Origin of the sequence: Marinilabilia salmonicolor (assembly GCF_003003035.1) — a bacterium.
Lineage (GTDB): Bacteria > Bacteroidota > Bacteroidia > Bacteroidales > Marinilabiliaceae > Marinilabilia > Marinilabilia salmonicolor_A.
The window spans coordinates 52966-74443 of record NZ_PVTS01000002.1; the positions used below are offsets into that span (position 1 = coordinate 52966).

At 42.5% G+C, this 21478-nt stretch carries 11 protein-coding genes; all 11 read left to right on the forward strand.

From position 1 onward, the window contains the following. Positions 1-283: 283 nt before the first annotated feature. The 11 genes from BY457_RS01905 (at position 284) to BY457_RS01965 (ending at position 21459) form a co-directional block, all read left to right on the forward strand. Positions 284-3556 carry a SusC/RagA family TonB-linked outer membrane protein gene (locus BY457_RS01905; RefSeq protein ID WP_106151649.1) on the forward strand — a complete coding sequence of 1091 codons (3273 nt, stop codon included), beginning with the start codon at positions 284-286 and terminating at the stop codon, positions 3554-3556. Positions 3557-3567: 11 nt separating this feature from the next. Continuing rightward, a complete protein-coding gene (locus tag BY457_RS01910) occupies positions 3568-5562 on the forward strand; it encodes a RagB/SusD family nutrient uptake outer membrane protein (protein WP_106151650.1) in 1995 nt (664 codons plus the stop codon). Positions 5563-5724: 162 nt separating this feature from the next. After that, a complete protein-coding gene (locus BY457_RS01915; RefSeq protein ID WP_106151651.1) occupies positions 5725-6513 on the forward strand; it encodes a glycoside hydrolase family 16 protein in 789 nt (262 codons plus the stop codon). 496 nt (positions 6514-7009) lie between these two features. Then, on the forward strand, positions 7010-8770 hold the full coding sequence (locus BY457_RS01920; RefSeq protein WP_106151652.1) for a DUF4091 domain-containing protein: 1761 nt from the start codon (positions 7010-7012) through the stop codon (positions 8768-8770). Between the two features lie 647 nt (positions 8771-9417). Continuing rightward, a complete protein-coding gene (locus tag BY457_RS01930; protein WP_181256311.1) occupies positions 9418-10044 on the forward strand; it encodes a fibrobacter succinogenes major paralogous domain-containing protein in 627 nt (208 codons plus the stop codon). Positions 10045-10071: 27 nt separating this feature from the next. Then, entirely contained in the window at positions 10072-10362 is a 291-nt protein-coding gene (locus BY457_RS01935; RefSeq protein ID WP_146130942.1) for a hypothetical protein, read from the forward strand. Between the two features lie 78 nt (positions 10363-10440). Further along, on the forward strand, positions 10441-11028 hold the full coding sequence (locus BY457_RS01940) for an RNA polymerase sigma-70 factor (RefSeq protein WP_106151655.1): 588 nt from the start codon (positions 10441-10443) through the stop codon (positions 11026-11028). A 271-nt stretch (positions 11029-11299) separates the two neighbouring features. Next, positions 11300-12310: a FecR family protein gene (locus BY457_RS01945; RefSeq protein ID WP_106151656.1), complete on the forward strand. Its 1011-nt coding sequence runs from the start codon at positions 11300-11302 to the stop codon at positions 12308-12310. Between the two features lie 296 nt (positions 12311-12606). Continuing rightward, positions 12607-15822: a TonB-dependent receptor gene (locus BY457_RS01950; protein ID WP_181256313.1), complete on the forward strand. Its 3216-nt coding sequence runs from the start codon at positions 12607-12609 to the stop codon at positions 15820-15822. A gap of 21 nt (positions 15823-15843) precedes the next feature. Then, a complete protein-coding gene (locus BY457_RS01955) occupies positions 15844-17316 on the forward strand; it encodes a RagB/SusD family nutrient uptake outer membrane protein (protein WP_106151658.1) in 1473 nt (490 codons plus the stop codon). Positions 17317-18144: 828 nt separating this feature from the next. Then, the gene (locus BY457_RS01965; protein WP_106151660.1) at positions 18145-21459 is read left to right on the forward strand and encodes a DUF5107 domain-containing protein; all 3315 of its coding nucleotides are present in this window, start codon (positions 18145-18147) and stop codon (positions 21457-21459) included. Positions 21460-21478: the final 19 nt, after the last annotated feature.

Here is a 21478-nt window from a genome sequence, read left to right on the forward strand (position 1 = left end):
AATTCTTCTTGCAATATCTTTGTGAAAGATCTTAATGATTTAGCAAGAACTTCAATGAAGTCCACGGACCTAAATCCAGCGTTTAAATCAATAAAACAAAGTGTTTTCAGAATAATTGATCCCTGAATCAAACAGCAATCTAACAAAACAACACATTTGTCTTTCCTAAACTCACTTTAAAGAAACAGTTGATTTTGTCGTACATAATTCACACATGCATTTTATAATTAAGTCAAAAAGAGATGACATACAGAAGTTCAATTTTAATTAAACGCTCAGTTTTATGAAAAAAAGACGATTATCAAATTTCACTCCACTTACAAAAAGGTGGAATGAAGGTTTAATTTGGAGACCAGGTTTATTGCTGGCCTTCATCATGCTTTTTTCCCAGGGAATAAAAGCAGAAATGTCAACCACACCGAAAGAGAATCAGATTCTTCAGTCAACAGAAAAAACCATCACAGGTACTATTATTGATGAGCAGGGAGAACCAATACCCGGCGTATCAGTCGTTCTAAAAGGAACAACTAAAGGTACCATTACCGATATTGATGGAAACTTTACCCTTCCGGGGGTAACTTCCGAGGATGTTCTGGTTTTATCATTCATTGGGATGAAAACACAGGAAATCCTTATTGGAAACCAGTCAAGCCTCAACGTAACGCTCATGGAGGAAAGCCTCGGATTGGATGAAGTTGTTGTGGTAGGATTCGGTAGTCAAAAGAAAGCCAACCTAACAGGGTCGGTATCATCTATTGATTCGGAATCTTTGGAGTCACGGCCTGTAAAGAATGTGGGCGAAGCACTTCAGGGAGTTATCCCCGGACTAAACATGTCTGTTTCAGGCATGGGAGGTGAGCTAAACCAATCCATGAGCATTAACATTCGTGGTGCCGGTACTATTGGTTCAGGTTCATCAGGAAGTCCGCTTGTTCTCATTGACGGCGTAGAGGGGGACCTCAATTCCATAAATCCAAACGATATTTCCGATATCACAGTCCTTAAAGATGCCGCAGCCTCCTCTATTTATGGTTCGAGAGCAGCCTTCGGAGTAATTATGATTACAACCAAAGAAGGAGTAGCCGGAGACACAAAGGTAAATTACAACAACAACTTCCGCTGGACTTCACCGCTGAACCTGCCGTCCATGATGGACTCTCACACTTTTGCCTTATACTATAACGAGGCAGCAGCAAACGCAGGCCAGGGCCCTAAATTTTCTGAAGAGGTACTGGAGCGGATCGTCCAATACCAAAACGGGGAAATTGACTATGGAACTGTTCCAACCAACACAGGAGACAGATACCAGTATTACACAGGGTCAAATGGTAACACAGACTGGTTCAAGGAACAATATAAGGATGCTGCCTTCGCGCAAGATCACAACGTAAGCGTAAGTGGAGGTAATAAAAATTCTCGCTATTATACATCAGCCGGATATATGGATCAGGAAGGATTGGGTCGTCACACCAATGATGACCTGCAGAGATACACTTTAACAGCAAAATTAAATGCTGACCTCTCTGAGCATGTGAAGCTTAACACCAGCACAAAATTCGTACGCACTGATTATCAGAAGGCAACTCACATGACTGGTCTTTTCTATCACAACATTGCGCGCCGCTGGCCTACCGTACCGGTAACGGATCCCAATGGCTACTACACGGATCCCAGTGAGATTGCACAGCTGAGGGATGGAGGAGTTACCAGTGATCAAAACGACTGGCTTTATCTTCAGGGACAATTGGTCATCACTCCAGTTGAGAATTGGAACATCTATGCTGAGGGGAATTACAACATCCAGAACTACAACAATCACAGCGACGTAACACCTGCCTATGCTTATGACGTTGAGGGAAATCCCTATCCGGTAGCAGTTGGATGGAATGCACCAGGCTATACTTACGTTTATGAATACAACCGGAAGTCCAACTTCTTCGGCTCAAACATCTACAGTGACTATGAATTTGATATTGCCGCTGCACACAACTTTAAGGTAATGGCAGGTTTCAACTCTGAGTTGAATAAGTACAGGACCATTGGTGCTTCACGAACCAACCTCATTACCCCAAGTCTTCCAACCATAAACACTGCCACGGATGACAGTAAGGCTACTGAAGGACAGTATCAACACTGGTCAACAGCAGGGTTCTTTGGACGCCTGAACTACAACTACAAAGAACGTTACCTATTGGAGGTTAATGCCCGGTATGATGGAAGTTCACGCTTTCTGGACGAAAAAAGGTGGAACCTTTTTCCCTCATTTTCTGCAGGTTGGAACATTGCCAAAGAAAACTTCTGGACATTTGATGATGTGATTCAGATGTTAAAAATCAGAGGTTCTTATGGTGAGCTCGGAAACCAGAACACCAATAACTGGTATCCATTCTACTCCCAGATGCCCGTTGGCGTAAACAACGGATCATGGCTCATCAACGGAGAAAGACCTACAACCGCCAGCGCGCCTGGCATTGTAAGCTCTCTGTTAACATGGGAACGCGTTACAAGCTGGAACGTTGGAGCCGATATTGCTTTCCTGAGCAATCGTCTGAATGTTAATTTCGATTATTTTGAGCGTACCACTTTCGACATGGTAGGACCTGCACCCAAACTCCCAACAACTCTGGGAACAAGCGTGCCCCAAATAAACAATGCTGATATGAGATCCTATGGTTTCGAATTGGAAGCGCTCTGGAAAGACAAAATCGGAGATTTCAGCTATTCAGTGCGTGGTGTTTTATCTGACGACCAGCAGGAGGTTACCAAATATCCCAACCCCACTAATGACATTGGTCAGTGGTACGAAGGAAGAAAATCAGGTGAGATCTGGGGGTACGAAACCGTGGGACTTGCGCAAACCCAGGAACAAATGGATGCCCACCTCGCACAGGTTAACCAAAGTACCATGGGAAGTAACTGGCAGGCTGGAGACCTTATGTATGCTGATGTAAACGGAGACGGAGAAGTTAATTCCGGTTCTTACACAACTGATGACCCGGGTGATATCAAGATCATTGGTAACTCAACTCCCAGATACCGGTATAGTATCGACCTCAATGCATCCTATAAAGGTTTTGATATGAGAGCTTTCTTTCAGGGAATAGGAAAACGTGACTGGATGCTTAATGGCCCTTATTTCTGGGGTGCAACCGGAAATATGTGGCAAGCTACAGGCTTCGAAGAGCACATGGACTTCTATCGTGATGAAAATTCGGTTATGGTCCAGGCAGGTATAGCAGATGTAAATAAAGATGCATATTTCCCAAAGCCATACTTTGGAAATACAAAAAACACCTATACGACGACCCGTTACATTCAGGATGCATCCTATTTAAGATTAAAAAACCTTCAATTTGGCTATACACTTCCTGAAACCATAACTTCCCGCGTAGGAATTTCCAGAGCACGATTCTTTGTATCAGGTGAAAACTTACTGACATTCACAGATTTGTTTGAGGTCTTTGACCCTGAAACAGTTGGTCTGAGCGGATGGAATGACGGAAAAACTTACCCTCTGGCAAAAGTGATTTCCTGTGGTGTAAACATTAACTTCTAAAATCTAAGGCAATGAAGAACAAACATAACAATATATTATGGCAGGTCTTTTTGCTACTGACAGTCATATCATTCAGTAGCTGCGAAGACTATCTGGACAGAAAACCTCTGTCGGATGTAACACCGGCAGATTACCTGTGGACCGAAAGCGATCTTGCTGCTTATGCAGTTGGACAGTACAGTTTCCCAACCCATGGAGGATGGGGACCCGGAACATTTGGAAACGACAATCACACAGACAACCAGGCTTCCTCAGGTTACAGCAACCGATGGGTTCCCGGTGAGTGGCGTGTTCCACAATCCGGCGGAGATTGGGATTTTACCCAGATTCGTGACTGTAACTATTTTTTAGAAACAGTACTTCCCAGGTGGAAAGCAGGAGATCTTAGTGGCTCACAAGAAAATGTTGACCATTACATTGGTGAGATTTATTTCCTGAGAGCATACGAATATTTCAACAAAGTTCAAACGTTTGGTGATTTCCCAATCATCAGAAACACACTTCCCGACCAAATGGATCCTTTGGTTGAGGCGGCTAAACGTGAGCCCCGCAACGAAGTGGCAAGATTCATCATTGCAGATCTTGATTCAGCCATCATGCTCCTAAAAACAGATGCTCCGGGTGGAAAAAACCGCATCTCAAAACACGCTGCACAGCTTTTCAAATCAAGAGTTGCCCTTCACGAAGCTACCTGGTTAAAATATCACCGGGGAACTGCTCATGTTCCGGGTGGACCGGGATGGCCGGGAGAAGGAAAAGTGGAAAACTTCAGTATTGACATTGATGCTGAGATTGACTTCTTCCTGACCGAAGCAATGACTGCTTCTGCTGCAGTTGCCGACGAAGTGCCGTTAACCACAAACACCAAGGACAACGGATACAACTCCTCAGACAACCCGTATTTCACGATGTTTGGAGATTTTGACCTAAATGGTTATGAGGAAGTTTTGCTTTGGCGTGACTATGATGCCTCCAAGAGTATTACACACAACGTAAACCATTATATCAATCAAAACGGTGCAAACACCGGATACACCCGTGGGTATGTGGATAATTTCCTGATGGCCAACGGACTGCCTATTTATGCTGCAGGTTCCGGATATCAGGGAGATGATTCCATTAGCATGACTCAAATTGACCGTGACAACCGTCTTCAGTTGTTTATGAAAACTCCCGGTGATCTGAGGTTTACAGATGCCACCAATCCTGATGGTTCACCAATTCTGGAAGGCTACCCGGTGATTACCGATATTCAGGAAACCCGTTACGTGACCGGGTATGCCGTAAAGAAAGGGCTTTCCTATCTGGAGTCACAAAAAGAAGGTAACATAGGAGAAACCGGAAGCATCGTGTTTAGGGCAGCAGAAGCTTACCTGAACTACATTGAGGCTTCTTACCTGAAAAACGGTAACATTGATAGTAAGGCAGACCAGTATTGGCGAGCAATTCGTGAACGTGCCGGCGTGAACCCCGATTACACCGTAACTGTAGCAGCTACCGACATCAGCCTTGAAGCAGAAAACGATCTTGCCGCTTACTCAGCAGGAACACTTCTTACAGATGCAACTCTTTACAACATTCGCAGAGAGCGTAGAAGCGAATTAATCGCCGAGGGAATGAGGTTTTTTGATCTGAAACGCTGGAGAGCTCTGGATCAATTGAAAACCGACCCATATATGGTAGAAGGTTTCAAATTGTGGGGGCCAATGCAGAATTGGTATGTGGACGAAGAAGGTGCGTCAACGCTCATTGAGCCCGGAACAGAAGGAGAAACTCCCAACGTTTCCAGCAGCACTGAAAGTGACTATCTGCGTCCTTATCGAATCAACCTGGACCAGTCCAACAGAGTTAAAGACGGATATTCATGGACTCCGGCTCACTACCTGAGCCCTATTGCAATCGAGCACTTCAACATTACAGCTACAGATGCTACTAAACCTGAAACATCTGTAATTTATCAGAATCCCGGATGGCCAATGCAGGCTAATGCGGGCGCAATAGACTAGTTTTATTGACATCTCAAAGCTGCGCATCTACGCCTCTGATGCGCAGCTTTTTTTTACCCGTTTGCCAAGGAAATTGGCAAACAAAAAACATCTCAATGAAACCAGTCCCGAATGCTCGGGAATATTCTCATTAGACCAATATCATAGAAAAATTTTACACGGATGAAACACTTACAGATTTACCTGTTTTTCCTGATTGCCATATCTGTCAGCTGCAGCTCAGGGAAAGATGAAGACACACCCAAAAGAAAAATCATCTGGCAGGATGAATTCAACGAGGACGGAACTCCGGATCCGGAGAAATGGACCTTTGCCGGAAGAAATACTCCTGACTGGGCATGTTATTGTACTGACGATCCCTCCACCGCCTTTGTCAGGGACGGGAAATTGCACCTTGTAGGCAAACTCTCAGAAAATCCTGAAGATACCGCCAAATACAATACCGGCTGTATCTCCACAAAAGAAAAGTTCGATTTCAAATACGGACGAATTGAGATAAAAGCCAAACTTTCAAAAGGAAAAGGATCCTGGCCGGCCATTTGGATGATGCCTTCGGAAAATAAATACGGGGGATGGCCACATAGCGGAGAAATTGATATTATGGAACACCTCAATTTTGACAACTTCGTGTATCAGACAGTGCATAGTGAATATGTGGATATTCAGAATAAACGTCAAAACCCCGATTATTCCACCACTGCATCTTTTAAAGAAGGAGATTTCAACACCTATGGAATGGAATGGTATCCGGACAGCATTGTTTTCATGATAAACAACAAAAAAACGCTTATATATCCCAAAGTTGAGAAAGAAGGTGCTGCACAATGGCCATTCGATCAACCTTTTTACATCATCCTTGATCAGGCCCTTGGTGGCAACTGGGTCGGAGAAATCATTGATGAAGATTTACCGGTAACCATGGAGGTGGATTGGGTAAGAGTATATCAGTAACCACCCAATAATTATCCGCCATTTTCTTTTCAGGGGGCCAAAGTCAATTCACTATTAGTGCGTTCGAAAAATAGCATTTCAAATATTTTGCTTTCATTTTTTCTTTCTGCAAGGCCAAATTTTGAAGCATAGCCATAGCTACGTTGAAAAATTTTAACGATGCAGAATGGAAAAAGGGATGTAAAATATGAAATAGTATTTTGTGACCGCACTACTATCTTAGGGTCCCCTTTTGCAATGTAATCTTTAATCTGTCTCTAATGAAACGAGCATGGCAAGGGTTCCACAATGGAATATGTATAAAACCCTTTCATGCGAGATCCATCAGACCAATAACTTAGACAAATTTTATGCTGATGAAACGAGCATGATATTTTTTAAGCATAAATATCACAAGAGAACATGTTAAAAAAATATTATGCGAGAGCGAAGCGGTTACATTCGTTCTCAAATTTTTAATTAGTTTTTTATCAGATAATTACAAAATTTTAAACGAATGAAAAACGTTAAGCTTCTCCCCCTAATAATTCCGATCTTCCTGTCATGTGGAAATCCTGAAGGTCATCAGGCATTCCAGGAACCTGAAAATCCTATTGAAACCATTGCCCGGGGCTGGAAAGAAACAACACCCAAGCTACACGCTTCCTTTGCTCCCACAGACCAAAAATTCAAAAAACAAATCCCCCCTAACATTGCAGGATCTTCCGGGCAAAAGATAACTTCATGGAAAGGGGAGCGGGTAAACCTTCAAATGCTGGTTTGGAGTTCGGAAGACATTAATAAGATTGAAATAACGCCTGAAGCATTAAAAGGACCTGGTGCCAGCACTATTCCAACAGAAAATGTGAACGTCCATCCTGTCAGATATGTCCTCTCAGATGAATTCCTTACCGGATGCGGCCATCGCGATAAAGACACCATACCTGCTTATCTCGTGGCTGATATTCTGGAAAACAACCTGCCTTTTGATTTAAAAGAGAAAACCACCCGCCCCGTTTGGATCACCATTGATATTCCTGCCAATGCAACAAATGGAAGCTATCATGGGGAAATAGAGATAAAATCCAGCAAAGGAAACTCACAAACACTCTCCCTAACACTGGATGTTCAGGATTTAACACTTCCCTCTCCATCCGATTGGACTTTCCACCTGGATCTCTGGCAAAATCCGTTTTCCATTGCCCGCTTGCACAACACTGAATTGTGGAGTGAAGAACATCTGCAAGTATGTGGCCCCTACCTGAAAATGCTTGCACAAGCCGGACAAAAAAGCATCACCACAAGCATCTTGCATCGTCCATGGGGAGGTCAGACTTATGACCATTTTGAGTCCATGATACAATGGACGCACCAGGGTGAAAACCAATGGTCATTCGACTACGAAGTCTTTGACAAATGGGTGGAACTGGCCATGGATGCAGGTATCACCAACCAAATCAACTGCTACTCAATGGTTCCCTGGGGAAACAGAGTACGCTATTTTGATACAGACTCCGCCGGTCATGTTACCAAATCGGTAAAGCCCGGCTCGGAGGAGTTTAAATCGCTATGGAAACCATTTCTGCTTAGCTTTAGAGATCATCTGAAAGAGAAAGGGTGGCTTTCCATCACCAACATTGCCATGGATGAAAGACATGTGGAGGAAATGAAAAATACCATTGACTTTATTCACGAGGTTACTCCGGAATTTAACATTGCACTGGCCGGGAATTATCATGAGGAAATTGCTGATGACCTGAAAGATCTCTGCGTATTTCATAATCCGGAGCTCAACACCCAGATCATTACTGACAGAAAAGAAAAAGGGCTTATCACCACCTTTTACACCAGTTGCGCAGCACCGGAACATCCCAACAATTTCACTTTTTCACCTCCGGCAGAACAGACTTTAATCGGGTGGTACGCAGCAGCAAAAGGATTCGATGGATTTCTCCGCTGGGCCTACAACTCATGGGTAAAAGATCCTTTAATGGATTCAAGATTCATCACCTGGCCGGCCGGAGATACTTATCAGATATACCCGGGCCCACTCAGTTCTATTCGCTTTGAAAAACTCAGAGAAGGCATTCAGGATTTTGAAAAAATACGAATCATTCGCGAAAGGCTGAAAGAACAGGATGATCAGGAAGGATTGGAAAAACTGAACAGTGTACTTTCCGCATTCACTCATCAAAACATAACCAGTCCGGGAGCTGCAGCAAATCTTGTGAAAAATGCGAAAAAGCAACTGAATGAAATCATTGTCGAACATCTATAATAGGATCTGCTAAAAAAACACTTAGAAAACTAACATTCAGCTATTTAAATATCGTAATTTCTTTTCATATGCAAGAGTTTTTATGCAAATCCTTCAAAAAGGTTGCACCCGCAAAGGTGAATTGTCAACATATCACTGTTCAAAGGAATGTTATTATAGTGAACGACTGTTACTATTTGAAAAGCGCGGTGGCCTGTCCGTTTTCCGGGCCGGCGGTTGGCGGAAAGGCTTAATGGGCGACATTCAAGGCCTTGTGCAATGGCCGGAAATTAAGCCTGAAGCGGGCGGATAGGTTTAAACGGACTAGACCTTTTTGGTTCTTTTTGGGGCGATGCCAAAAAGAACAATAAAAAATGAAATAAAAATAGGGCTGCTGACTTTTTCAGCAGCACCTATAATATGAGTAAGCTCCGCGAATTAGGAATATCCTCAAACTGAGGGGGACCGGATGTTTAGTCCCTGATTTGGGGGCAACCAAATAAAAAATAACACTTAAAAATCTACAATTTATGAACAAACGAAAATTATTAACAGTTCCTGCTTTTTTACTACTACTGGTTATTAGTTCCGGCTGTGACAAAAATGACACTGAACCGTATAAGGGTCAATCTGATGCTGTGTTTAACCCTGATAAAAGCTACGGTATTATGACAGATATAGATGGTAATGAGTACCGTACTATACAAATAGGTAACCAAACCTGGATGGCTCAAAACCTGCGTGTTAAGCACTTCCGCAACGGCGACCCCATAACAGCCCGCCCTGAAGGAAATTGGTTTGGCATAGAAGAACCGGCTTACTGTGCTGTAAATAATTGTAACCACCCCGATAGCACAGCTACTTTTGGATTGCTGTATAACGGTTATGTTGTGGCTGATGAGCGACAAATAGCCCCGGAAGGATGGCGGCTTCCCACTAAAGAAGATTTGTTTGAGCTGATAGACCATCTCAATACTGATGAAGGTACAACTCATATTAGAGGCAATACCATTGTGGGCGGCATGTTGAACGAAACAGGTAACAAGAACTGGAAGCCCTTTAATCTCAGGTCAGACAATAGCAGTGGACTTACCCTGCTTCCTACAGGATACCGCGTTGGAGAAAAATTTTCTGCAACAACTACAATGGCTTCTCTTTATACTACTACATATTACGATTCTGAATTAAAAATTAAAACATGTGTTTATTCTACCTCCTCTTTACTTCCTAATATAGATCTAATGATAACCGGAGGCATTGTTTGTGGTCGTTCTATCCGTTGTATAAAAGAATAAAATGTTAAACAATTAAATCAAACGATGATGACAAAATCAACAATTACTCTTGTAATTTTAATGGCTGCCCTGGTATGCGCAGGTAGCGTTACAGGCCAAAATTTTTCGGTGTCTATTGATGCTAAAGGTATTTTTGCCGATCCCTATTTTTACCCCAAACAAAGAGGGGAATCTTTCCAGTTTAAGGTGAATGTGAAAAATAAAACCGAAAACACACAAACCATATCCATCGATAAAGAAGCAACATTTCCCTATCCTGTTCATAACTGGGTGAGCATTGCAAATTTACATCTATTCACACAAAACCCGATAATATAAATCCACCATCATTGCGTTTGTTAATTTTTTTTAATTTATCCGAAGTTTCTTATATTTGGCTTTCGTAATACATAAGCCATGGAAGTACTGAGAGAAAGCACTTTTAAATTATTAAAAGAAGGAAATGAAGCTGCATTTGAGGTGGTTTTCAAGACCTACTATGCCAGACTTCAGGCGTTTTGCAGAGAATATGTAGTGGATTCATCAATTGCAGAAAACATTGTTCAGGACTCCTTTATGACTTTATGGAACAAGAAAAGCCAACTCAGGGAAGACACCAACCTAAATGCTTATTTGTACACAATTGTTAAGAATTTCAGCTTAAAACACCTGAGAAACCTCAAAACATCTGACAACCACAAAGAATACGAAAAGAACAGGGCAGAAGAGCTAAGCCTAAATGCCATGGCCCTTGTGGAGTTAGAGACATCAGAACTGGAATTTAAAGAAATAGAACAGCTTATTCATGAAACTTTGGAAGAACTTCCTCCCCGATGCAGGGAAGTCTTTGATCTGAGCAGATTTGGCGGACTGAAAAACCGGGAAATCGCAGAGAAACTCAACATTACTGAAAAAGCTGTTGAGGCCAACATCTCAAGGGCTCTGAAGAAGTTAAAGGTTGAACTGAAAGATTACCTTCCTCTGTGTATTCTGTTCTTAAACTAAATTCTTTTTGCACAAACCAAGCAATACTTAATTTAACCATCCACCTCCGGTCTCCATCGCAAACTCAGCAACAAACACATACAAAAACAACTCCACAGATACTCTGTGTGGCGTTTGAACTTATCTAACCACTGTCATAAGCCATCATTTTCGCCTCTCAAAAAACAAGAAAAATACCGTATTTGTAAAAAATAATGAAAAAAACACAATTTCCATATAGGGGAAAAGCGTGACAGTGGATTATAATACTAAAGGACTTTCAACAAACAATATGAACACAGACCAGATCATAAAATTATTCACAGATGAACTTTCCGCCAGGGAGCGTGAGGAAGTCCTCAATTGGGTCCATGAAAGTAAAGGAAATAAAAAAGAATTCATAAAGTTGAAAAATGCCTGGAGCCTTTCTGCAACCGATTCAGGCATTAAAAGTCAGCAGATTGAAAATGCCTGGCAGACATTCAAAATAAAAATTCGGAAAAACAGAAATAGAGGAACCAGCAGACTCCCCGTTTATTTCAAATATGCAGCAATGTTCATCATTGTATTTGGTGCCGGTTTAATTGCAGAAAAACTTATATCTCTAACAGACACTGTGCAGGAGGTCCCGGAGAATATGGCTGTCATTCAGGCACCTCCCGGGCAGGGAGCACAGGTTACTTTGCCCGACGGATCAAACGTTTACCTGAACTCCGGCACCCAAATATCCTACTCCAATAACTTTTTACAAGACAATAGAATTGTGAGTGTCATTGGAGAGGCCTTTTTCGAAGTGTCAAAAGACAGGCAACATCCCTTTATCATTAAAACAGACAAACTTGACCTGATTGTTCATGGAACCTCTTTTAATGTTGAAGCTTATGACCCGTTGCTGATGAATGTTACCCTGGTTGAAGGCAGCTTAGGTCTTAATTCAAAAAACGGAAAAGAACTCGTCAGGTTACAGCCCGGAGAAAAAGCAAATTACGACTCGGAAAGGAAAAAGGTCTCCATTGAGAAAGTGGACACAGAACTATATACCTCCTGGAGAAAAGGAATTATAACCTTTCGGAATGTCGCGCTCTGCGATATTATCGGAAAAATCGAACGCTGGTATAATGTAAACATTGAAATTGTTTCAGACGAACTCAAAAACCAAAGATATTCAGGCACTTTACTAAAGTCCAAGCCGGTGGATCAGATCCTTGAAGCACTTTCAATTACAGCATCATTCAGTTATGAAATTCAATACATCGATGATGCACCCACTTTAATTAAGCTAAAGAAATCGAATGAACAATAAATGTTAAACGTGCCTGCATTATTCACCTATCATAAATCAAGATCTTCGTGAATTTGGCAGGCTAAAAAAAGCCCTTTGGATTATTATGTATTACAATACGAGCTAAAAGAAGAGAGCTGCAGAAAAGTACCAGTTTCCTGCAGCTCCCAAAAGAAAATGTGGTTAAACGCCACCAGATGAACAACAAAGTCAACAAATGCTAACGTGACACATTATTCACCTATTAAATTTCAAATATGAGAAAAAAGAATTTAAACGCGCAATGTTTCAGGCGTTTTAATAAGATATTTTTAGCTATGAAACTAACCTTCGCATTAATGGTTGTTTTTACAATCCAGTCTTTTGCTGCCTCCGGTCAAAGCAATATGTTCAACATATCATCTGATCAAACAACCATTGAGGCTGTTCTAAACGAAATAGAAAACAAATCTGATTACTATTTCTTTTTTAAGGGAAATGAGGCGGAATTAAGCAGATCCAATATCAGTGTAAATTTCGAGAACTCCTCATTACAGGAAGTCCTTAACAGCCTGCTGGAGGACACGAATTACTCCTACAAAATCATTGAAAATTATGTGGCCATTGCTCCGAAAGGGCAAATGGATCAGCAAGCCGACAACAGGGTTGTTACCGGAATCGTAACAGATCAAACCGGAGAACCCATTCCCGGCGCAACAATTACAGTGAAAGGAACATCGCAGGGAACAATTACAAATATGGATGGTGCCTTTTCTCTTTCCATACCTGATGATGCCGAGGTTCTGGTTTTTTCTTTTATAGGGATGGAGACACAGGAAATTCCGGTAGGTGAAAACCTGAAATTCAACGTGACCCTGAATGAAAAAATAACAGGACTGGACGAAGTTGTTGTGGTGGGATATGGTACCATGAGAAAAGTTGATGTTAGTGGTGCTACCTCACAAATCAGCACCGATGATTTCAAAGATCTGCCATCATCAGATATTACCCAGTCGATGCAGGGACGTGTATCAGGTATGTCTATCGTCAATAATTCAGGAGCCCCGGGGGTAAGCTCTAAAATCAGAATCAGGGGTAGCAACTCAATGTTGGGAAACAACGACCCTCTCATTGTTTTGGATGGAGTTGCCGTCAATATGTCCATCAATGACATCAACCCCAACGACATTGAATCGATAGATGTCCTAAAAGATGCATCTTCCACGGCCATTTACGGATCAAGGGGAGCCAACGGAGTAATTGTGATCACTACCAAACGTGGTGCATCAGGAGCCCCCCGGGTTCAGATCTCTACAGACTATTCCATCGATCAGGTTTCCAACACCTATGATCTACTAAATGGTGAAGATTATATTGCACTCAACAACATTACCCCCACAAGTGAGGTCGCAAATACCGACTGGCAGGATATGCTGTTCAGACAAGGTATGACCAGCAACACCCGTGCAAGCATATCAGGTGGAAAAGATAACCTGAACTACTTCCTGTCCGGAAGCATGGTGGACCAGAAGGGACTGTTAATCAACACAGACTATCAAAAATACACCCTGCGGTCAAACGTGGATACAAAAATAAATGACCGTCTGGATATATCTCTGAATGTTACTGCATCGAAAACAGAGACAACAAACTCCGACGTTCTGGAGGCCTCAAAACAAAGCCCTATCTGGAATGCCTTGATCTGGTCTCCATCTGAGCCGGTTTACAACGAGGATGGTACTTACAACAAAACCGACCAGTACGGATCGATTGTTTACAATCCTTATATGAGATCTAAAGAGCGTCAAAATGACGTTTTTGCCACCTCGCTGCTGGCAAATTCCAAGATTAATTACAAAATTCTGGAAACGCTCGATTTTACAGCAACACTCGCTGCCGAGGAGATAAAAACCGAGAATGCAAGTTTCACAAATCAATACGTTAATGCCACAACCGGCTCGTCCCGTTCCTTTGCCGATAACTTCTATTGGCAGACAAGCTTCCTGCTGACGTATTCCAACACTTTTAATGACATTCATCGTTTATCGTTAATGGGTGGATTTGAGCAATCACAAAATACCACAAAGGGATTTAATGCAAACGGCAATAATCTGGCCAGTGAATCTGTAGGTTATCACAACCTGGCCCTGAATGAATCATCAAGCATTGGCTCATACTGGAGACGTTGGGCTTTACGCTCCTACCTCAGCCGGGCCACCTACTCACTGAAAGACCGTTACCTTCTTACAGCTACCTACCGGATCGACGGATCTTCAAAATTTCAGGGAGATAATGAATTCAGTGCTTTCCCATCAGTAGCCCTCGGATGGAGACTCAGCGAAGAATCATTTATGGACAATGCATCAAGTGTGAATAACTTAAAGTTACGCGCAAGCTGGGGCGTGACCGGAAGCCAGGCCATCAATCCATACGCAACCATGGCTTTGTTGTCACAACAAACCTACTCCTATGGAACTTCCAACCCACTGACTGGCTATATGCCCAGCGGTGCTCCAAACCCAAATCTGAAATGGGAAGAGACAACGCAAATTAACATAGGTGCGGATCTGTTGATGTTTAACGGTCGGTTGAATGCAACCATCGATTATTTTAAGAAAAACACAGAAGGTCTGCTTCAGGCAAAGGCATTGCCTGCCTACAATGGTGGAGGCACCATCATCTCAAATATTGGAGAAATTGAGAATAAAGGGGTTGAACTGGCCCTGGGAGGAACAATCATAAAAACTTCAGACTTTAACTGGAACGCTTCTCTGAACTATTCAAAAATTAAAAATGAGGTAATTTCTATCGGAGATGAAGATGAGATCTTTCCCGGAGGGAGTTATGCCCCCGGATTTCTATCTGAAAAGGTTTTTATTGTAAAGCCGGGAGAATCGCTGGGAACAATGTATGGATATAACTTCCTGGGCTTATGGCAGGAAAATGAAGCAGCCGAAGCAGCCAGATTTGGTTATCAGCCGGGAGATTCAAAATACGAAAATCTGGATGGGAATGACAAAATCGATGGTGATGACCGTAAAATTATCGGCAATGCCCTGCCCGACTTTACCTGGGGATTCAACAACACACTATCCTACAAAGGATTTGATCTGAACCTGATGATTGAAGGTGTACAGGGTCGCGACATCCTGAACCTGGCCTACGCAGGAACCGCAACGGCAGTTGGCGATGCCCGCTCTATTACTCTGGAGGAAGCTAAAAACACATGGACACCAACAAATACCAACACCATTTGGCCAAAAATCGGAAGTTCCAGCAACACAGAGTTGACCAACTCCACAAAATGGATACAGGATGGCAGTTACATCAAATTAAGAAACGTGAGTCTCAGCTACACCATTCCTAAAGAAAAACTAAAAATAGGTGACCTGCGCATCGTTTTGAGCGGCCAAAACCTCCTTACTCTTACCGATTACAAAGGATTTGATCCGGAAGTTTCATCCACCGGGAAAAGTGATATTGACCAGGGACTGGACTTAGGGTCATACCCCACAGCCCGCTCCTACACTTTAGGTTTGACATTAAACTTTTAATCACTCTAAATCGACTTAATTATGAAAAAATATATTAGCAGCATACTGATATTATTAACCCTGTTTACCTCGTGTAACGATGATTTTCTGGAAGAAGTTCCCAAAGGGCAATTAACCACCAATGGTTTCTTTCAGAATGAACAAGACCTGGAATTAGGACTTCGGGCTATTTACAATAAGATAAGCACGATGTTCAACGCGACTCAAATCTTCACACCGCTCTTTGGTGCTGATGACATTACCACCCGAACAGGTAGTAACAAGGGGCCCTTTCGTGAATACGACACCTTTTCGGCAACCAACTCCAACCCCTGGGTGTATTATCATTATCCTTACGCTGTTATCTTAGCTTCCAACAATGTTATTGTCAATTATCCAAATGCAGTTAAAGCAACAGAGGGTCAAAGACAGTTAGCGGCTGGACAGGCTTATTTCATGAGAGCTCTCAGTTACTTCTGGCTGGTCAGGGTATTCAATGAAATCCCCCTGATTACTGAATTAGAAGTAAACTATGAGGCTGTAAAAGCAAGCCCGGAAGAAACTTTTGCTTTGATTATTGAAGACCTCAAAAAAGCTGAAGATTTCCTTCCGGAAAACTGGACCGGACTCAAAGCAGGAGTCGCTCCTACCAAAGGATCCGCCAAAGCTCTATTGGCTTCGGTATATCTGCAAATGGCCGGTTACCCGGTTAAAGATGAAAGCAAATATGCTCTTGCTGCTCAAAAAGCCAAAGAGGTTATTGACAACAAAGATGTGTATGGTTACCGCCTGCTGGACAACTTTGCTGATTTATGGACTCCTCAGCAATTTAACGATGAGATGGTTTTCAGCCTGGTTTATGAGCACCAGCTTGGACTTGGAAATATGTGGGCTCCCCTGGGAGGCAAGCCGGAAGAAGAAGGCGGATGGGATGATTACATGGTGGAAATTAACTTCTTCAATAAGTTCCCCGAAGGACCTCGTAAAGATGCCACTTTCCAAACCATCATCCGTCCGGATGCAGAAACCACTTTGCACTGGACAGAAGCTGCTCAAAAGCACCCCTATTACAAAAAGATGCAACTCATGGAAGGTTCTGATCCTGAAAAGCCCTGGATCAACCCCAGCTGGTGGGGAAGCAGAACCAATATGGTAATCCGGTATGCTGAGGTGCTCCTGATTTATGCAGAAGCACAGGCAATGGCTTCAGGACCAGACGCATCAACCTATAATGCACTCAACCAGGTTCGTAACCGTGCCGGATTGGAAGATATGACCACAGGACTCTCAAAACTTGCATTCAGAGACTCTGTAGTAATGGAGCGTGCATGGGAATTTGCAGGTGCAGAAATCAACCCTGCACGGTGGTATGACCTTGTGCGGCTGGAGCGGGTGGAAGAAGCTGCCAGTGACAGACACGAGTGGGAGCTGCCCATTCCAAATCCTCCTACAAAAGAAGACTATTTTGCTCCAATCCCCGATAGCGAAATAAGGATTAATCCAAACTTAAAATAATAGGGTGAACGGGTCTTTTAACCTGCCGGCGGAAAGTTTTCTGCCGGTGGGTTAAATTTTCATTTACCCTGGTTTATTCATAAGTTTTCGTTATGAGATGTTTAAATACCAATAAATTCAGGCAACCGCAAAGAAAATTGATGAAGGGAATAGTGAGCTATTTTCAAATCAATTTTATTGAGGACGTCTGAATTTAGCAGGGAGTTGGACATCTTAATAGATAATATATGAATAATCCAGGTTATAACATCCCCATAAATATTTTTACAGAATCCTCCCCCGTTCCAACTCTTTTCAAAAATAAACATCCGTACAGAACGGACACGCTTCAAAAGGTTTGCGCTTACCCTGCACCTCAACTGATTGTTGCGCCCCATCCCGCACAGGGAAGTATTGATTTGTCAGATCCCATAACAATAAATCGTTAGATTTTAGAAGTTAGAGATTAGAATAAATCTTAAGATATTGACATTCTGCATTTTATCAAAAACATTCATTCAAATTTAACGGTCTAACTTCCAGAGCTTTGGAAAAATTTAACGGACTGTTGCTATAAAGTTCAAATAAAGACAAAGACACCTGAACACCAGCTCCTATCCATCGACATCCATTGTGTCAGATAATTAATTGACCCGGCGGTATCGTAGTTGTTAAACCTGTCACCAAAAGGGCTTTTCTGACCCAAATTGAGCATTAAAGAGGATAAATACAATACGTGCTGACCCCTCAAAAACCTGGAAAATCAATGAAAAACAGGCGCCATATGTGCTCATTCACGCGCAGAATACAAAAACATCATTGCCAGTTACATCAACTAAAAGGATTACTATGAAAAAAATTATTTCAATCCTCCTCGCCCTGATATTTGTTCAGATTGTATCTTCACAATCTAAAGTCTCCCTAAGAGAAGAACAAATGGTTTTGCCTACCTACCCGGTAGCCCCGGCGGATAAAAATCCAATATTCTTTAACAATGAAACTCATCAGGGAGCTGCCAAACACATCTATCCTTATGCCCTGAATGACACTTACCTTCATGAGCGTATTGAGAAAGCATATAAAGCATTAATCCTCGAAAACGATTACATCGAACTTTGCATTACACCCGAAATCGGGGGTAAACTTTATTATGCCACCGACAAAACCAATGGTTACAATTTTATTTACAAAAACGATGTGGTAAAACCATCCAACATCGGGATGACCGGAGCATGGGTCTCCGGAGGTATTGAATGGTGCGTGCTTCATCACCACAGGGCATCCACATTCCTCCCTGTCAATTATGATCTCCAGGAAAACGAGGATGGCAGTAAAACCATCTGGATTGGGGAAACTGAACCTCGTCAACAGATAAGATGGACCATGGGAATCACAGCGTTTCCGGGAAAATCGTATTTTGAAGTCGAATTAAAAATTCACAACGCCACCCCCTTCACCCACTCCTTCTTATACTGGGCCAATGTAGCAACCCACACCAATCAGGATTATCAAATACTGTTCCCACCAAGCGTTCAGTTGGCCACTTATCATGCAAAAAATGATTTCACGAGATGGCCTGTATCCACAGAGATTTATCGTGGGCAGGATTTTACGCAGGGCGTTGATATCAGCTATTGGAAAAACTCAAAGCGTTCCAACTCCTTTTTTGCACACAACCTGAAAGAGGATTTTATGGGAGGATATGACCATGGTCGTCAATCAGGAACCATACACGTGGGCAATCATCACATCAGCAAGGGTGCAAAAGTTTGGGAATGGGGTTCAGGACCACGGGGACAGGCAACGGAAGCCAGGCTCACAGAAAATGCCGGACCATACGTGGAAATAATGGTAGGAACTTACTCCGACAATCAACCGGACTATAGCTGGATAAAACCTTATGAAGTAAAAACCTCAAAACAATACTGGTATCCGGTAAAAGGCATCCAGGGCTTTAAGAATGCCAACAAAAAAGGGGCCGTCAACCTGGAAGAAAGGGATAACAACACCGTTTTTCTGGGGTATTACTCTACTCAGAAGATCGAAACTGCCAAAATCATATTACAGAATGAGAACAACACCGTTTTTGAAGAAGAGGTCAGCATTTCGCCAGAAGCGGCCTTTTCCCAGTCAATAAAACTGGATCGCCCATTCAAACTTACAAACCTTTACACCCAGTTGGTAAACACGAAAACAGGAGAAGTTCTGATATCGTATAAGCCCGAAATAAAAGAAAAGGTGGAAGAACTTCCGGAAATTGTGGAAGCCCCGGAAGAACCGGAAAACATTAAAACCGTTGAGGAACTCTTTTTGACAGGCAAAAGAATCGAACAGTTTCATCATGCAACCTACCAGCCCCTGAATTACTATTGTGAAGCTCTGAAAAGAGACCCGGGCGACATCAGAACCAATACTGCAATAGGTAATATTCATCTTCAAAATGGTAATTATTCAGAGGCCCGTGAATATCTGGGAAAAGCAATTGAGCGACTTACCAGAGACTATACCCGTCCCAAAGATGGTGAAGCGCTTTACCTCCAAGGGTTGACACTTAAAGCACTTGAAAGATATGAGGCAGCAACTGACACCTTGTACCGGGCCGCCTGGGATTATTCTTTCTCAGCTGCATCTTATCTGGAACTGGCAAGGATTTCCACTTTGAAAGGAGACTTCCCCAAAGCAATTGAACAAATCAACGAATCTCTTGCTACCAATGCCCGAAACAACAGCGCGATTATTTTAAAAGCCGTTCTTTTGCGAAAAACAGGAAATGATGAAGTCGCAGAGCAAATTCTGAAGTCGCTACTCAACCAGGACCCACTCGATTTGAAAGCAGCAAATGAGACTTACCTTCTTGCAAAAATGCAGGGAGATATAGAAAAAGCTGATGAAAAAAGATTGATGTTGGAACAAAACATGCGCAGTTTTGACCAGAATTACCTTGATGTGGCCACTTCATATATCAACGATGGCTTACCGGATGAGGCGCAGGATATTCTTTCACGCTTTAACGGAACAAACCCCATTGTGGATTACTACCTTGGCTACCTTGAAATAGAGAAAGGTAATAAAACCAAAGCTGCAGACCATTTTAAAAAAGCAACTGCGCAATCGGTGGATTATGTTTTTCCTTTCCGCCTGCTAACCGTAAAAGTGCTCGAAAGTGCACTGGAACATGATTCTACTGATGGAAAAGCACTTTACTACCTCGGAAACATTTATTACCATCGAAATCAACGCGACAAAGCCATCAACTATTGGGAAGAGGCTGTAAAACACAATTGGGAACTGGCTGTAGCCCATCGGAATTTAGGATGGGCCTATTACAATCACCTGGACGATGGAGAAAAAGCAATTTCAGCATACGAAGAAGCAATCAAACAACGCAAAGACCAAGCTATTTATTATGAAGAGCTGGATGAATTATATGAAATGAGCAATGCATCCATCGACACCAGGCTGAAATTATTCGAAGGAAACCATAAAGTAGTATCCCATCGTGATGATGCTTTTGTTCGCCAGATTAAAGTTTTAACACTGGCAGGCAAAGCTGATAAAGCTGTAGAGTACCTTGATGGTAAAACATTCAGTTACCGGGAGGGTAGTTCAAGGACCCGTGACGTTGTAATAAATGCACATCTTGCATCCGGCCTGAAATGTCTGAAGGAAAACAAGCCCCGCAAGGCACTGGAAATGTTCACAAAAGCACAGGTCCCCGACGAGGAAGCCAGCGAAAGCAGAACAGGCAACAGAAATATTCAGGTGCACTTTTTAACCGGGCTGGCCCACTATAACTCAGGAGATAAGGCCAAAGCCGAAGAGTATTTCAACAAAGCAAAGGAACTGACGGCTCATCCATCCGAATTCGTCAGTTATTACAAGGCCAGTAGTTTACTAAAACTAGGTGAAAAAAATAAGGCGGAAAACATTCTCAACTCCATGCTTGAGGAAGCCGAAGCACAATTTAAACAAAGCCCGAAAACGGATTTCTTCAACAAATTTGGTGCAGGTCAGGCTGAAAACGAACGGCTGTCTTATGCGTATTTATTAAAAGGCCTTGCTTACAAGGGTCTGGGAAAGACAGCCGCAGCCAAAGAAAACCTTCGCCGGGCCATTGATCTTTCAAAAAGTAATCTCTGGGCACAACTGGAGTTACCGATGTAAAAACCATATTAACCAACTT

What these genes read in the sequence shown, in the direction of transcription:
- BY457_RS01940 (WP_106151655.1), top strand. Translation starts at nt 10,441, where the DNA reads ATGGAAGTACTGAGAGAAAGCACTTTTAAATTATTAAAAGAAGGAAAT.
- BY457_RS01935 (WP_146130942.1), top strand. Translation starts at nt 10,072, where the DNA reads ATGACAAAATCAACAATTACTCTTGTAATTTTAATGGCTGCCCTGGTA.
- BY457_RS01930 (WP_181256311.1), top strand. Translation starts at nt 9,418, where the DNA reads ATGACAGATATAGATGGTAATGAGTACCGTACTATACAAATAGGTAAC.
- BY457_RS01955 (WP_106151658.1), top strand. Translation starts at nt 15,844, where the DNA reads ATGAAAAAATATATTAGCAGCATACTGATATTATTAACCCTGTTTACC.
- BY457_RS01910 (WP_106151650.1), top strand. Translation starts at nt 3,568, where the DNA reads ATGAAGAACAAACATAACAATATATTATGGCAGGTCTTTTTGCTACTG.
- BY457_RS01905 (WP_106151649.1), top strand. Translation starts at nt 284, where the DNA reads ATGAAAAAAAGACGATTATCAAATTTCACTCCACTTACAAAAAGGTGG.
- BY457_RS01950 (WP_181256313.1), top strand. Translation starts at nt 12,607, where the DNA reads ATGAAACTAACCTTCGCATTAATGGTTGTTTTTACAATCCAGTCTTTT.
- BY457_RS01945 (WP_106151656.1), top strand. Translation starts at nt 11,300, where the DNA reads ATGAACACAGACCAGATCATAAAATTATTCACAGATGAACTTTCCGCC.
- BY457_RS01965 (WP_106151660.1), top strand. Translation starts at nt 18,145, where the DNA reads ATGAAAAAAATTATTTCAATCCTCCTCGCCCTGATATTTGTTCAGATT.
- BY457_RS01920 (WP_106151652.1), top strand. Translation starts at nt 7,010, where the DNA reads ATGAAAAACGTTAAGCTTCTCCCCCTAATAATTCCGATCTTCCTGTCA.
- BY457_RS01915 (WP_106151651.1), top strand. Translation starts at nt 5,725, where the DNA reads ATGAAACACTTACAGATTTACCTGTTTTTCCTGATTGCCATATCTGTC.